This window comes from Pontimicrobium sp. SW4 (assembly GCF_039954625.1).
Lineage (GTDB): Bacteria > Bacteroidota > Bacteroidia > Flavobacteriales > Flavobacteriaceae > Pontimicrobium.
The window spans coordinates 119,761-134,809 of record NZ_CP157199.1 but is presented as its reverse complement, the minus strand read 5'-3'; the positions used below and the strand labels follow the sequence as shown (position 1 = coordinate 134,809).

Sequence of the window (15,049 nt, the reverse complement as noted above, 5' to 3'; positions counted from 1 at the left end):
AGTTAGTAGGCATTTTCAAGTTTTAACATTGCTGAACTTTTTTGATTAGATGGGAGCTTATTTAATCCAATATATTTGTCTAAATTGATAGATTTTAAAATTTTTAAGGCTAATAATTGTATTTCAAAATCCTTATGAAACAAGTGCTTCTCTACAAAAGGTTCGTCATCTGGAATTACTAATTTTTCCAGTAATCCAAAGAAACTTCTCTGTTCTTCAAGGCTTAGTTCTCCAAAGTTTGCCTTTAAAACATCTTTTGCTTCAATTCCATATAAATGTGTTAGAACTTCAATAGTTTGTATTCTGACATCTTTATTATTATGGGAAAGCAAATCCATTAATATGTCTTTTGCTTCATATTGGTTATAAACTTTTGCAAGCTTCAATGCGAATAGAACTACTGTATCATTCTTAGATTGAAGCCAAGGTTTTATATCACAAATTTCTTGGTCGTTAAACCTTTGAAGAATCTCTAGTATTTGTATTTGATCCCATTCAGATAATGGTGTTTTAATTGTATTTAAAAACGTTAAGCCTTCAAAATGAAATAAGTTAACAAAATAAAAATGTGCTTCTTTTCTAACTTCTCTCGTAGAGTGTGTTAGGTACTCTATCATTTCATCTTGAACAGATTCAATTTTAAACTTAGTTAGTTCTCCAATACCTTTAGCCTTTATATACCATCTCTTACTATTTAATCTTTTTAATGAGTATTGCAATAAACCAGTATTTTTATATAGAATTTTAACCGCATCGGTTACCTCTCCAGATACTTCATTCATTAATTTATATAAAACTGAAATGATGACTTTTCGCTTGGATCTTGATGAAACATGAGTTTTTAATTCATCAATTATTATTTTTTGAATTTCTGATATTTCTCCGTCATCTCCACCAGAATACAAATATTCTATAAGTAAAGCTTCATATTCACTTCTAAATTTTAAACTATCAGCTTCTTTATTCCTTAAAAATTTACGAAGAAATTTTAAATATATTGTTAAGAGAATGATTGCAATACTTAATACAACACTTGTAACCCAAGCTAACTTAATAAAGAAGGGGTAATCATTATAATTGTCTATAAGCATTTGAAAATCTGTCATTGGGGCTGAGGTTTTCTGTACTTAACTTAATTGTCGTTTGACTCGTATAACTAATTCATTTGGACTAAAGGGCTTCCCCATAAAGTCATTTGCTCCTAGGTCAAATGCTTTTAGTACCATTTCTTCCTGACCTGCAGAAGAAAATACTATAATTGGAACATCTAATTCCAATTTATTTCTTACGTGACTTATAACCTCTAATCCGCTAATAAATGGCATCATAATATCAGTAATAATCAAATCTGGTGAGTGCTCTTCTATTAAAGCCACAGCCTCTTTACCGTCAACTGCCATAAACAATTCATGACCTTCTTTTTCAAGTCTAAACTTTAAGAGTAATGACAGTGTTGAATTGTCTTCGGCTAAAACTATTTTTTTCTTATGCATAAGACATTACATTAAGTTCTAGTTGTATTTCTTTTTTTACTTCCTTTAAGTTAGAAGCAATCAATTCCACTAGATCATGAACTTTATCTAAATCTTGTTCTTTTCTAAAACAGGTTTCAAGCTCCAATATCGGATCTATTAGAGAGGTAATACCAAACATGGCAATGTTTGGTTTAATTTTATGTGTTTCTTGAAATAATGTTTGCCAATTTTTGATTGGTAACTCTTTTTCAAAAACGCTTAAATATTCATCTATTCCCTCAACAAATAATTCTAATATAGACCTTAGAATATCAGTATCTCCAAAGGTATCTTCCTTTATACTTTGTAGATTTATGTAACTATAGGCTGTATGGTTCACAATGGTTATTTTTTAATTTGGGTTAATTTTTACTTAAACTCTTAACAATCAGTTTAAATCACGTAGCAATATATAAAAAATAATCGATTAAACGTTATTTTTTATCGATGAAATGCATTTTATAATAATATTATTGAATTTTGTACTTTACATTAACCTAAAAAGCATAAAAAATGACGCGTATATCTCTTTTTTTACTATTTGTTCTAGCCTCTCTCATATTGAATTGTAGTCAAAAAACAACTTATGATACTGTTATTATAAATGGACAAGTTTATGATGGTTCAGGTGGTGATGCTATTTTAACAGATATAGGTATAAAAGATAATGTCATTATAAAAATTGGTGATTTATCTAAGGCTGAATCTAATCGAGTTATAGATGCTAAAGGTCTTGCAGTTACTCCAGGTTTTATTGATGCTCATGCGCATTTGGAGCCAATTCTTGAATTATCAAACTGCAAAAGTCATATTATGCAAGGTGTTACCACAAGTCTTGGTGGACCAGATGGTTCCAGTCCTTGGCCTATGGGCAAATATCTAGATACTCTCGATCAAATTGGAGTTGGAATGAATGTAGCTTATTTAGTTGGTCACAATACCGTTAGAAGAAATGTTATGAATTTAGATAACAGAGCTCCAACTAATGACGAGTTAAAACAAATGAAATCTCAAATATCACAAGCCATGGATGAGGGTGCTTTTGGTATTTCTACTGGGTTAAAATATCTTCCTGGAAGTTTTTCTGAAGTTGATGAAGTTATCGAATTATCTAAAGAAGCTTCAGCAAAAGGAGGTATTTATACGTCACATTTAAGAGATGAAGGTTTAGGATTATTTGACGCTGTTAACGAAGCCATTATCATTTCAGATAAAGCAAATATTCCCGTAGTGCTTACACACCACAAAGTAATAGGAAAACCAATGTGGGGAAGAAGTAGTGAATCGTTAGCTCTTGTTGATTCAGCTAGAGTTGCTGGGTTAAACATTATGATTGACCAATATCCATACAATGCAAGCTATACAGGAATTTCTGTGTTAATTCCTGGTTGGGCAAGAGCTGGAGGAAACAAAGCTTTTATTGAACGCGTGTCAAACCCAAAACTTAGAGACAGTATAAAAGCTGGAATTGTTTTTAATATTTTAAATGACCGAGGCGGTGACGATTTAGACAGAGTTCAATTTGCAAAAGTAAGTTGGATGCCCGAGTTAGAAGGCAAAACTCTTAAATATTGGTGTGAACAAAAAGGACTTGAGCCTAATGTAGAAAATGGTGCAGATCTCGTTATAGAAGCTCAAGTAAATGGTGGTGCATCTTGTGTTTTTCATGCTATGGATGAAACAGATGTTGAGAATATTTTGAAGCATCCTCAAACAATGGTCGCTTCAGATGGTAGATTGGTTAAGCCTGGAGATGGACACCCTCACCCAAGATGGTATGGTACATTCCCAAGAGTGCTAGGGTATTATGTTCGCGAAAAAGGTATAATTTCTTTAAGTGAAGCCATTTACAAGATGACTGCATTACCAGCGAAAAACATAGGATTAAAAGATAGAGGTGTTTTAAAAGAAAATATGAAAGCAGATATCGTACTATTTGATCCCGAAACAATTATAGACAAAGGCACTTTTGAAAAACCCCATCAATACCCAGAAGGGATTTACTATGTTTTAGTTAATGGTCAAATCGCTATTGACAATAAAGAATTTAAAAATATTAAAGCTGGTGAGGTTTTAAGAAAAAAATAAGGCTCCATTATACTAACCAACCAATAACAATGGAGCCTTTAATTAAGTTAAAATTACCTAATTATAATTTTCTTATTAATTATCCCATGAGAAGATGTATTGAATTTTAAAAGATAGATGCCATCACTTATGTTAACAGAAATTTCATTAGTTGACACATCAATATTATGAACTGAAATCTGTTGACCAGCTAAATTATATATTGTCAAATCAATTAAATCAATATCATTGGTATTCGTTATTTTTATTTTTGAAACATTAGAATCATAATATGTTAACAATCCATGATTAACCTCTTCTATAGGGCTTTGATCTGAAGTTTCTTGCTGCTGAAATACCAATGAAAACCTGTCATTATAAACACCTGTATCTAGTTTTATACTAAAAATATTATTATTGATTTTAAAGGTTTCTTCTGTTTCTTTATCTTTTATAAAAATTAATGTATTTGAATCAATATTTTTAAGCTCTTCAATTCTAATGCTAATTACTCCACTTTCATTAACAATTAATCCTAATGGAAATTCTTGAACATTATTTATAGCATCAACACCTTGAATTACAAATTTTCCTCCATCGATATTCCAATACATATCTTCTTCGTTCACATCAGCTATAAAAGCATCGTATCCAAAATCAAATCCTTTAGATGCATTATTATTAACCCCTAATAATAGTTGTCTATGATAGCCTTTCGGAGAGTCATATATTATTCGAATAGATGGTGAGTTTTCGACTTTTTGATTGTTTGTTGCTGTTTTAGATTTCTTTTTACCCGAAGTTCTCATAAATACTGAAGTTAACAATGGGTCTTGTTCTGTTACAAAAACACGTTGACTGTTTTTAAACACTATATCACCACCATCAACTATATCAATTGCTGCTCCGTTGTCATCATTAAACCCGTCGAGCGCTGTAGAAACAAAAAACCCTTGATTTACAGGTATATATTGCCCTGGTACTTTAGTTCCTGTTGCCCCTGTAGCATTAATACGAGTATCATTAGAAATCGCTACAGCTCCTCCTATTAAATTTCTTGTAGCATAACCACCGACATAGTCTTTTAAGTAATGAGTGTTTTCTTCTCCAAAATGGTCCCAGAAATATAATGCTCCATTAAATATGGTACCATTCGTATTATTACCTCCATCAGCTAAACTTAAATTATCTAAAATAAATTCTGTAGCATCCAAAGCAGATGGATAAGGGTTTCCTATCAATCGTTCTACATCTCCAGAAGTTTTATCTAATTCTAATGTAATATCTCCATTATTAGGAAGCCCTTTAAATACATAGTTTTGGTCTGTCGAAATTGTGATGGAACCTGAAGTCCCCTTCATTGTATATCCTTCTCCAGGTAATAAGGACGAAGTTTGATCAATTGAAACCCAAGCATCATAATCATCTTCAGGTCCATAGAATTTATACATCCAATAGGTACTAAGAGTTCTAGGAGTGGTTGGCGTATTAGAATCTGCTGCTGTATATGCTGTATTAAATGTTAATCCTGTATATGCTGAAGTTGTAGTACCATCATTTAAAACTCCAGAAATAGAATGGCTAGGATTAGAACTTGCAGTTCCTGTTCCTCTAGTTCCAGTATTTCCAGTTATTGGCCCTACTGAAGAAGACCAATAGTTATAGTTAAATCCATTTGCAGTTCCTTGTTGGTCTCGCTCAATATAACCTCCACTATCAGCGTCAACTATACTATTATCGGTTTGAATTAGTTGTGATTCACCAATCAAATCTATAACTCCATCAATTTCTAAATAATTTGATACTGTTAATGCTTGACCAGAATTAGTTTCATCTTGAGTGTCTACAGGGTCTGCAATAGTTAACTTTCCTGCAGTTTGTTTTAATCCCAATAACGAAATATCTCTATCTCCAGATGTTATATCATGTCCTATTTCTACAATATGCCAATCAATAACAGTAGAACCGTCTAAACTTATAGAGTTTGGTATTATTTGATCTACATTATTACTCCATGTTGCAGCAGTATCCCAAGCACCATTTGCTGCTGAAACATATGGCAATGGTGTTGTTTGATCATCAAGTACTGTTTTTGTTTTATTTAGATAATTTAATCTTAAAAAGTAACGATCGTCTGTTAATCCTTCTATTGTCGATCCATAGTACGAGTTAAAATCGTAATAGACTCTTAAACTACTCCAAGGAATAGTTGCAACTTCATTGTTTGTAGCTGCTTGTGGCAAAACTTTACCTTGCACATAATCAGTTCCTGCTATATCAAAACGTTCTATTTCCTGATTCATTAAGTAACGAACTTGGTCTTGGGTAAGTGCTAGATCCCAAACATAGACCTCATCTATTTCTCCTAATAATGGATTAGTAATATTGTCTTTATTAGTATATAAAGCACCTACTGCATAATGGTTATAGTTTGGAGATGGGTGCACAACATTTTGAACTGATTTATCTAAAACACCATCTACATACATTAATAGTGTACCACTATCATAAATATATGTTGTATGGTGCCATTTACCATCATCTATATCCATATTAGAAGTAAACTTTGGTGTTACAGCATCGTCAATAAACACTTCTATATTTCCTGTTGTATTTAATCTAATTTGTAGTTTATCTCCTTTAGCCATTACTGTTCTATTACTGGCGTTCGAAGGAACTTTTAACCATGCCGAAATTGAAAATGAATCTACACTTAAGTTCAACAAATAATCACCTACTAAGTAATCACCTGAAGCAATATTTATAGAATGATTTTCAGATAACTTCGAAGTTTTTCCAAAGGTGAAGTATTTAGTACCATCAAAATTATACCATGTAGAATACAATTGACTGCCATTTTCATCTAAATAGGTTGTCCCATCAGAGTTTAAATGCGTTCTCAATGGAATAACATCTATAATGTCTCCATTTGCAAAATTACCATTATCAGCTACTATTAAAGCATAGGCTTCATCTGCACCTAAAGTAAAACCACTAAAGGCTGTTGTAGGTATTCCAACAAACACAGTTCCAACATCTCCATTTATATCTTCATTAGATTCAACTATTTTCCATTTTCTATCTATTCGCGTTAAAGAAGTTGTAACTCCACTGGCTACGGTAACAGTATTTGTACTAGAACCCGTAAAGGCTCCATTATTATTTCCCCAAACCAAGAAGTCTCCATCTTTTACAAATTCATTTGGATTAGAGATATTTGTTGTAGAAATTCCTCCTAAACCAACTGTAACTGCATTCACATAATTTATAGATTTTGATTGCTTTTGATTTAAATCGGAAATAGAATCTCTACCTACACCTGCAACATGGTAGTTATATCCAGTATTCGCCGATACATCCCAAACTGATGTATCAAAAGAATTAATATAATCTTTTTGAGCTTCAGTTGATGCTCCTAATGTAATGCCGTATTTAAGACCTAAATAAGATTCTACTTTTTGTCTATCTGCATCTGCTAAACGTTCCGCAAATGTAAAAATCTCTGCTACTCTTCCATTTAAACTTCCTTGAACATCATAATTTCTACCTACCCAATATTCTGTTCCTAATACAGTTGGAGGCCCTGGTGTACCAACATTAGCAAACGCAATATCATTAACAGTTGATGTTGTTAATACATTTGAATTGTACAAAATATCTTGACCTGTTGGTGAAGTTACTGCATTATTCCTAACATTTATTATACCTGCATTCGAATATGTTGAGCTAATTTCTGCTTCTCCATTAAAGCTTGCACCTCCTGGAATATTTTGATTATATGATAATGTTTCATTTGTGAATTCTGAAGAATAGTCTCCAAAACCAATCCCTGTCATATCTCCAGCTGTTCCAGTAGAAATTCCAGCAAAAATAGTATTTCGTGAAGAAGTACTTGTCATGGTTGCATCTGGCACCATTACTATAAAAACATCCTGACTATAAAAACCATTAGTTGCATTATACATATATTGCTCCACTGAAGCTCCATCATTTTCAAACTTAACAACTGGATTATAATTTATATTATCTGTAGATGTATTTAAATAAGTTGGTTCTTTTCCAACTACAGTTGTAGCATCTTTACCATTGGTTCCTAAATCCATCCAATCTGTAACACTAGTACCAGAAGTAACAATACCACGTGTAGATTTTAACCATAATCTAAAATCGGCAGTAACACCTCCAGGTCCAGGAATGTTCTCATTAAACATTTCAGCTTCAACTGTAAAGGTAAACGTAGTATTATCGGTATTACTAATACTAATTACCGAAGATTGTGTCCCTGTTCCTGCAACAGGTGCAGTAAATGTAACATCTATTACTATATAGGAGTATGGTGCTATTCCTGTCCATGGAATTGGATATGGTGAAGTAACTGCAAAATCGCCATTTGATGTAGCAAGTGCTGTTACGTCTAAATCGCAACTACCAATATTTGTAACTATATATCTTCTAGTAACTACATTTCCTTCATCAACAACACCAAAAAAAGTTCCATTTGCATCAGAGGTTGTTGTATCTCCATGATAAATATCTACCCATGGATTACCTCCTAAAACATAAATTTCTGGAGAAGAAGTAACTTCTAATGTAAATGTAAAATCAGCTTGACCCTTTATCTCTACTGTAACTAAAGTACTTGCTGTAGTACAGGCAGGACTTATGTTTTCAATTTCAAAATCAAGAAACTTCTTTCCTCCTCTACATCCATATCTCTTTATGCCCCTACTAGGGTTGTTTGGATTGATGTCGAAATCTGTAGTATTTGTAATATCAACATCTTGAATTTTTAACTTATTACAGTTAGAATAATCAACATTGGTTATTCTAAAGTTTAGACTTGTACCAGCAGTAATAGTGATAGTAGATCCTTGAGTTACCACAGCACCACCTTTAACTTTAAGCCGCATGGTTTGAGAGTAACTAAATGAGCTAATTAGCAAAATTAACACTAATAATTTAAAAGCCAGAGTGTTAGGGATTTGAGCTCTTTTCATTTTTAATGATTTAGGGGTTTTTATCACTTATAAAAAACAATAAAATATCGATAAAGTGTTAAAAACATCGATAAAAATACAATTTTTTTTTAAAAAATCATAAAAAAATCTAAACTCAATGCTAAAATAAATTTCTATAATGTAACTTTACGTTGTTATAATTTAACATTAAGGGATAATTACAAAGAAGGGTTGCTAAAATTGGCAACCCTTTTATTTTTATACATTTTAAAATTTTTATTATTAAAATAAAAAGCTTTTCCAACAAATAAAATTATTTTTAAAAAAACTATTTATCAATTATTTACATTCATAACTTTCTAATATCACACTTGTTTAAAAAATTTAGATGACGTAAAAAAAATAACTTACTTTACTAATAAAATAGTAACAGATAATAAAAAAAATCGTCTCATTAATAATGAGTCTTTTTTGCTTATATTTTATCTAATCAATCTAAACTAAAATGAACTTTTTAAAGAAAAATCATAAACTCCAAAGTAGCAATAAAAGTATTATAACTATTACTAAAACATCATTCTTGGTATTATTTACCATAGCTTTTGTTTCAAGCTGTTCTAAAAACATAGATTATTCTGCAGAGTATATGGAGCAAACTTCTGGACGCTATTTATATAATCAAGAGAATGTTATTGATGTTTTTTATGAAAACAAAAAACTATTTTTAAACTGGGGAGAATACAAAATAATTGAACCAGTAGTTTTAGATAACAACACATTTTTTATAGCAGATATATATAAGAAGCTTCATTTTGTTCAGCATCCAGAAACAAAAGAGCGTTATTTATCTGTAATATCTGAAGAGAATGAGGATGTCATTTCTTATGACTATTTAAAAGTTGATGACACATACAAAACACCAAGTATGCATTTAAAAAATGGTAATTACAAAGAAGCCCTAACTGGTTATTTAGAGATTAAAGAACAAGATTCAACAAGTACTTTAATAGATGAAGGCAATTTCAATAGTCTTGGATATAAATTATTGCGTGACAAAGACTATGAAAATGCTGTTGAAGTTTTTAAAATGAATGTCGTTTTATTTCCTGAAAGCGCTAATGTGTATGATAGTTTAGCAGATGCTTATTTGGCAAAAGGCGATAGCTTACAGGCTTTTAATAATTTTAAAAAAACCTTAGAATATAATGACAACAATAGTAAGGCAAAACGGTTTGTAGAAGCTTTTAGCAAGAAACAAGATTAAAGTTTTATAAAAAGCTGTACTCTGGTACTGTCTAAATTTTAACCCTCACAAAAACAAAAAAGCCTCTCCAATAAAGGAAAAGCTTCTCAAAGGTCTGTTTCCAGACTACTTGCCACATCTCTGTGACACAACACAACTACTTTTAATTGCTAAAAAAAGCCTCAACTAGGTTAAGGCTTTTAGTAATCTTGCGGTCTGGACAAGGCTTTATATTTTTGTTATATATTTGATTATACAAGGTTTGTATTAAAATTCTAAATCTGCAACGAGGTCAAAATCATCGTAAATGGCTTTGTCTTTTAATCCATCAAAGAAACTTGTTGAACCATATCTTACATCGAATTTTGTCCTATCAATTTTTAGCGATGCATTTGCTTTGTTTCCATAAATAGAAATATCAAAAGTAACTGTATCTGTTTTTCCTTTAATAGTTATGTCTCCTGTCACTTCATAGGAGTTTTTCCCAGTTGATTTAACTTTGGTAAAAACTAGAGTCGCTGTCGGAAAATTATTTATTCCAAAGAAATCATCAGATTTTAAATGACCCTCTAATTTTTTTTTGTATTCACCTTCTAAATCTGTATTTGCGATCGTAGACATATCTATAGTAAAATCACCACCAGTTAGTTTATCTTCATTAAAGGTTAGTTGTCCAGATTCAATGGAAATTACACCTTGATGAGACCCAGTAACTTTATATCCTTTCCATACTACTTTACTGTTTTCTGTTTTTATTTCTTTTCTATCTCCTTCTACTGACGTAAAAGAAAATGTCATAAAAGCAACAATCGCAATAGCTGCTAAATTTTTAATTGAATTTTTCATTTTTATTATTTTAAATTATGCTCCATAGTAAAATTTTTCCTTAATTATTTTTCCGTCTTTCCAGTCTTGTACTGCAACTTGCGTGTAATTTTTAACTCCCCAATCTTTGTGAGTGTAGTCAAAGTGCCATTCTACCATTGTTGTGTTTTCTCCAATAGTTACTTTTAAAGGTTGAGCACCTCTAAATTCTGTAATTGCTCCAAAAAAATCTTCTTCACGTTGTCTATTGGCTGCTTTTCCTTCGATAATTGGATTATCATTTTCTTGCATTATGACATCGTCATGATAGAATTGATCAAAAGCTTCTAAGGCTTTTCCTTGAAGAATCATGTCATTAATTCTACTAATTTTTTCTAATAATGTGTTCATTTTATATGTTTTAATATTATGGTACAAATGTCACAAACATTAAAATTTTAAGAAATGAAGTAGATTATGAAATGATGTTAATCTAGATTAACATCTATTGGTCGTGAATGAGTTGGCTTTTAATTTTACTTAAAAACTCTTTAGTAATGCCAAGATATGAAGCAATCATATATTGAGGGACTCGCTGCTCAATTTTCGGATATGTCTTTTTGAAAATTTGATAGCGTTCTTTCGCAGTAAGACTAAAATTTCTAATAATTCTTTTTTGTGAAGCCACAAAAGCACGTTCTACAATCTTTCTAAAAAGACGTTCCAGTTTAGGTATTTCTATATATAAGGCTTCTAGATTATTATAAGTGAATTGAATAAGTTGTGTGCTTTCTATACATTGAACGTTAAAATCGGCTGGAGTTTGAGTTATAAAACTACCTAAATCAGAAGTCCACCAATCTTCAATGGAGAACATTACTATATGTTCTTGACCTTCTATATCCATATAAAATGTTTTTGTACATCCAGACATAATAAAATTGACACTTTTGCAGATATCACCTTGCTGAACTATGTATTGATCTTTGAGATACTTTCTATGGACTGTTTTGGAAAGTAGAATAGTTTCTTCTTCATCAGTTAATTTGATAAAGTTCTTTATGTAATCTAAAAAAGGCTTAGTATCCATAGGCTATCATTTTTGGTATCATCTATTATCAAACACTATTTACTCTACCATTATAATTTAAACAATATTACTTAACTGCAGACCATTACAACTATTTATATTGAGATAAGTAAAGTTCTGATGCAACTTAAAGTTAATTTATTCTTCCTTAATATGTAAATCATTTTATTGATAATAGACCCTCTAAAATAAACTTTAACTCATCCGACCATAAAATTGAATAATGACCTTTATTTTCAAGTTCAATAATTTCACTTTGCATAAAGGATTGATTAACTTCTCTAGCTCCTTCAATAGGTAATACTTTATCTGATTTTGAATGAACAATCACTGCTTTTTTCACATTAAAAAGTTCGCTACAATAAGTTACCATATTTAGATTCTCGATGCTTTCGTTAACATCTTCCTCGATTTTAGATATTAATTTTCCTGTGACACTATGGTTTAAGTTAAATTTTGTAGCTATTTCGTCAATTCGACTTTTAAAATTATTTGGAGTTGTAACCATTAGCCATAGCTTAAGATTAATATCTGGACACAACCTTAATACTCTTGCCACATTAACACTTCCAAAGGAATGGCTAATTATTAAATCTGGCTTTTCTTGGTTAAAATGATGTTTTAAGATATCTGCAAACTCAAACATTGTAGTTGTTCCAATTGAGCTTTTGCCATGTGAAGGTGCATCGATGGAAATAACTCTATAATCAGCTTTTAATAAAACAGGGATTAAGGATGCAAAATTACCTGTTTGTCCTTCCCATCCATGAACAAGAAAAGCTGTTTTACTATTCTCTTTTTCCCATTCATAACGCACTAATGAAAACCCTTTATATTCAAAAAACTCTTTGTCAGCATAATTTAGCATTAATTCTTCATGCTTAATTAACTTGCGCCCACTTGGATGAGACATGTGATTATAAATTTTCCTTGCAACTAAACTTGGAAAAACATATTGAAGATACTTTGTCATTTTATATATTAATTAAAATGTAATTTCATTCCTTCATGAGAATCTATGAATCCCAATTTCTTATAAAAACTTAAGGTCTTAGGTCTTTTTTTATCAGTAGTTAATTGCAAAACATGAGCGTTTCTTGCTTTTACTCTTTCAATAGCCCATTCAAACATTTTGGTGCCTAAACCTGTGCCTCTTTGATCTTTGTGTATTCTTACAGCTTCAATTTGTGCTCTTATGCCTCCTTGATAGGTTAAATACTGAATGAATGATAATTGCATAGTGCCTACAATCTTCAACGCATCATCTTCTATAACTATTAGTTCTTGGTTATTATCATTTTTTATGCTTTCAAATGCGCTATAGTATTCTTTAGGAAGCGGTTTTTGAAAATTCTCTCTTGTTTTTCCTAGCTCATCATCTGCAATCATTTCTACAATTGAAATAACATCTTTTTTTGTTGCTTTTCTAAATATCATGATATTACTATTTATACATTAATTTTTGATTTTGTTGATTTGGTTATAAGTGTAAACACTAGCAATAAAAAAGCTATTCCAAATCCTAAAACACCTATATTAATTCCCAACAATGTTTTTTCACTTCCATCTAAGTACTTCATTGAACCTCCATAGGAATCTTTCAAAATGAACGATAATAAGAATCCCCCTGTTATGAGCAAGCTCAACAAGGCACTGATTTTAGTTTCTTTTTTAACCCAAACTAACCATAAGCATAACAGTCCAATACTTGAATTAGTGATTAATTGCCAAACTTCATGGATTCTAACATGAGGTGTCCAATCTGGGTTAAAAACATGTGTTGCATTAATTTCTAAAAAAGGAACTATCACTGCATAAAGAATAATACTAAATGTGATTATTGATTTTTTCATTTCTAGATACTTTAATATTTATTTATTTTTTAGTTTATTAAGTTTATTATTAGAATTCTTGCACCAATGACAATTATCCATTGGTTTTAATTCCAAAGCTTTACCAAAAGCTTTGATCGCATTTTCTTTTTGGTTATAATTAAAATACCCTTCACCAAGAGAATCGTAAAGATTGCCATCATTTGGAAATAATACTACATTTAATTTTAATAGCTCCAATCCCCAACCAGCATCTTTTTCTTTTGCTATAAGCTTGAAGCCAATTCGGTTGAATACAGCTTTATCACTAAATTTTAAATTTAAATTCTTATTTAAAAAAGCAGGCAACTTATTAGCTTTTTCTAATTTGTTTGTCCTCATGAAATCATAGACCAATTCATAGGATAATTTTGTAACAGGTTTTGGTGTATAATTAGAATCAAAAACCATTCTTCCAATATTCCAGGATACATCTTCAGAGTCTCTATTTAAAATAGTATTTGACAATACAATAACTACTAAATCGTCTTCAACATGCCTGATGAAATTGGAGAAATAAATACCATTACTTCCATTATGTGTTACAATTTTTGTTCCTCTTTTACTCTTAAATATTGCCCACCCATAACCATAATGTGATGATTCTTTGTCATTTTCTGCAACATGGGGTGTTTCAATCATTTTTAATGATTTCTTACTTAAAACCTTGTTGTTTTGCAAAGCCATATGCCATTTATAAAGATCTTCTGTAGTTGAATAAATATCTCCCTTTCCAATACTGTACCAATGCTTATCATTATAAGGAAGATGTTCCTGTGTTATTCCCCAATCCTTCCATACTCCATCTGTATAATTAAAATAATATCCATGTGCAAGTTGCTCACTATTAAAGGAAATACTTTTATAGCCTGTATGATTCATTTTTAAAGGCTTCCAAAAATTTTCTTGTAAAAAAGAGGTATAATCCTGATTAGAAATTAATTCAATAATAGCTGTAAGCATGATATAGTTTGCATTGGCATATCTATGATTTGTTCCTGGTTTTGATTGTAGCTCTGCTTCAAAAAATTCTTTTAAAAACTGTTCCTTACTAGCTTCATCATATCTAAATCCACCAGTTCTTGGTGAAACGCCTGATGTATGCGTAAGTAGCTGATGAATGGTTATGTCTTTTTTATCATCAGGCACTTGACTGTAGTATTGACTTATTCTGTCTGAAGTTTTCAATTTCCCTTGTTCTGAAAGCTTTAAAATAGCTGCAGCAGTAAATTGTTTAGTTACCGAACCAATATTAAAAACTGATGAAGGCGTATTGATAATCTTATTTTTTCTATTAGACCAACCATAGCCTTTTGATAAAATAACCTCTCCTTTTTTAGCAACTAAGACGGATGCTGAATAGCCATTAGTTACACTATTATTTAAATAGGTGTCAATTTTAGCTTTAAGCTCATTATTGTTCATCTCTTGCCCAAATAAGGTGCTGATTCCTATTACTATTTGGATAAAAACGAGGGTGAAAAATCGTCTTTTTTTCATGA

The 15,049-nt window shown here is 31.0% G+C and carries 13 protein-coding genes; 2 read left to right on the top strand and 11 right to left on the bottom strand.

Going from position 1 to position 15,049, the window contains the following annotated elements; genetic code table 11:
- Positions 1-2: 2 nt before the first annotated feature.
- The 3 genes from ABGB03_RS00695 to ABGB03_RS00685 are packed head-to-tail and all read right to left on the bottom strand — an operon-like array spanning position 3 to position 1,854.
- Positions 3-1,106: a hypothetical protein gene (locus tag ABGB03_RS00695; RefSeq protein ID WP_347923975.1), complete on the bottom strand. Its 1,104-nt coding sequence runs from the start codon at positions 1,104-1,106 to the stop codon at positions 3-5.
- Positions 1,107-1,127: 21 nt separating this feature from the next.
- A complete protein-coding gene (locus ABGB03_RS00690) occupies positions 1,128-1,493 on the bottom strand; it encodes a response regulator transcription factor (protein WP_347923973.1) in 366 nt (121 codons plus the stop codon).
- The gene (locus ABGB03_RS00685; RefSeq protein ID WP_347923971.1) at positions 1,486-1,854 is read right to left on the bottom strand and encodes an Hpt domain-containing protein; all 369 of its coding nucleotides are present in this window, start codon (positions 1,852-1,854) and stop codon (positions 1,486-1,488) included. The genes ABGB03_RS00690 and ABGB03_RS00685 overlap by 8 nt, the downstream gene beginning before the upstream one ends.
- Before the next feature lie 173 nt (positions 1,855-2,027).
- Between ABGB03_RS00685 and ABGB03_RS00680 the strand changes: the two genes are divergently transcribed.
- Complete coding sequence (locus ABGB03_RS00680) at positions 2,028-3,602, top strand: D-aminoacylase (protein ID WP_347923970.1); 1,575 nt, start codon at positions 2,028-2,030, stop codon at positions 3,600-3,602.
- A 53-nt stretch (positions 3,603-3,655) separates the two neighbouring features.
- Here the strand turns inward: ABGB03_RS00680 and ABGB03_RS00675 are convergent, their stop codons facing one another.
- Positions 3,656-8,491: a LamG-like jellyroll fold domain-containing protein gene (locus ABGB03_RS00675; RefSeq protein WP_347923968.1), complete on the bottom strand. Its 4,836-nt coding sequence runs from the start codon at positions 8,489-8,491 to the stop codon at positions 3,656-3,658.
- Positions 8,492-9,044: 553 nt separating this feature from the next.
- On the opposite strand from ABGB03_RS00675, the gene ABGB03_RS00670 reads away from it, so the two are divergent.
- Positions 9,045-9,803, top strand: coding sequence for a tetratricopeptide repeat protein (locus tag ABGB03_RS00670; RefSeq protein ID WP_347923967.1), 759 nt, complete (start codon positions 9,045-9,047; stop codon positions 9,801-9,803).
- Positions 9,804-10,049: 246 nt separating this feature from the next.
- On the opposite strand, the gene ABGB03_RS00665 is transcribed toward ABGB03_RS00670, so the two are convergent.
- The 7 genes from ABGB03_RS00665 to ABGB03_RS00635 form a co-directional block, all read right to left on the bottom strand.
- A complete protein-coding gene (locus tag ABGB03_RS00665; protein WP_347923966.1) occupies positions 10,050-10,628 on the bottom strand; it encodes a YceI family protein in 579 nt (192 codons plus the stop codon).
- A gap of 15 nt (positions 10,629-10,643) precedes the next feature.
- Positions 10,644-10,997 carry a nuclear transport factor 2 family protein gene (locus tag ABGB03_RS00660; RefSeq protein WP_347923964.1) on the bottom strand — a complete coding sequence of 118 codons (354 nt, stop codon included), beginning with the start codon at positions 10,995-10,997 and terminating at the stop codon, positions 10,644-10,646.
- Positions 10,998-11,091: 94 nt separating this feature from the next.
- Positions 11,092-11,676: a Crp/Fnr family transcriptional regulator gene (locus ABGB03_RS00655; RefSeq protein ID WP_347923962.1), complete on the bottom strand. Its 585-nt coding sequence runs from the start codon at positions 11,674-11,676 to the stop codon at positions 11,092-11,094.
- Between the two features lie 160 nt (positions 11,677-11,836).
- Positions 11,837-12,649, bottom strand: coding sequence for an alpha/beta fold hydrolase (locus tag ABGB03_RS00650; RefSeq protein ID WP_347923961.1), 813 nt, complete (start codon positions 12,647-12,649; stop codon positions 11,837-11,839).
- Positions 12,650-12,657: 8 nt separating this feature from the next.
- A complete protein-coding gene (locus tag ABGB03_RS00645; RefSeq protein ID WP_347923959.1) occupies positions 12,658-13,113 on the bottom strand; it encodes a GNAT family N-acetyltransferase in 456 nt (151 codons plus the stop codon).
- An 11-nt stretch (positions 13,114-13,124) separates the two neighbouring features.
- A complete protein-coding gene (locus tag ABGB03_RS00640; RefSeq protein WP_347923958.1) occupies positions 13,125-13,529 on the bottom strand; it encodes a hypothetical protein in 405 nt (134 codons plus the stop codon).
- Positions 13,530-13,547: 18 nt separating this feature from the next.
- Entirely contained in the window at positions 13,548-15,047 is a 1,500-nt protein-coding gene (locus tag ABGB03_RS00635) for a serine hydrolase domain-containing protein (RefSeq protein ID WP_347923956.1), read from the bottom strand.
- Positions 15,048-15,049: the final 2 nt, after the last annotated feature.

Excerpts from the sequence above, each read along its gene's own strand:
- ABGB03_RS00635 (WP_347923956.1), bottom strand. The coding sequence starts at position 15,047 with ATGAAAAAAAGACGATTTTTCACCCTCGTTTTTATCCAAATAGTAATA.
- ABGB03_RS00650 (WP_347923961.1), bottom strand. The coding sequence starts at position 12,649 with ATGACAAAGTATCTTCAATATGTTTTTCCAAGTTTAGTTGCAAGGAAA.
- ABGB03_RS00645 (WP_347923959.1), bottom strand. The coding sequence starts at position 13,113 with ATGATATTTAGAAAAGCAACAAAAAAAGATGTTATTTCAATTGTAGAA.
- ABGB03_RS00670 (WP_347923967.1), top strand. The coding sequence starts at position 9,045 with ATGAACTTTTTAAAGAAAAATCATAAACTCCAAAGTAGCAATAAAAGT.
- ABGB03_RS00660 (WP_347923964.1), bottom strand. The coding sequence starts at position 10,997 with ATGAACACATTATTAGAAAAAATTAGTAGAATTAATGACATGATTCTT.
- ABGB03_RS00665 (WP_347923966.1), bottom strand. The coding sequence starts at position 10,628 with ATGAAAAATTCAATTAAAAATTTAGCAGCTATTGCGATTGTTGCTTTT.
- ABGB03_RS00675 (WP_347923968.1), bottom strand. The coding sequence starts at position 8,491 with ATGCGGCTTAAAGTTAAAGGTGGTGCTGTGGTAACTCAAGGATCTACT.
- ABGB03_RS00680 (WP_347923970.1), top strand. The coding sequence starts at position 2,028 with ATGACGCGTATATCTCTTTTTTTACTATTTGTTCTAGCCTCTCTCATA.
- ABGB03_RS00655 (WP_347923962.1), bottom strand. The coding sequence starts at position 11,676 with ATGGATACTAAGCCTTTTTTAGATTACATAAAGAACTTTATCAAATTA.
- ABGB03_RS00640 (WP_347923958.1), bottom strand. The coding sequence starts at position 13,529 with ATGAAAAAATCAATAATCACATTTAGTATTATTCTTTATGCAGTGATA.
- ABGB03_RS00695 (WP_347923975.1), bottom strand. The coding sequence starts at position 1,106 with ATGACAGATTTTCAAATGCTTATAGACAATTATAATGATTACCCCTTC.
- ABGB03_RS00690 (WP_347923973.1), bottom strand. The coding sequence starts at position 1,493 with ATGCATAAGAAAAAAATAGTTTTAGCCGAAGACAATTCAACACTGTCA.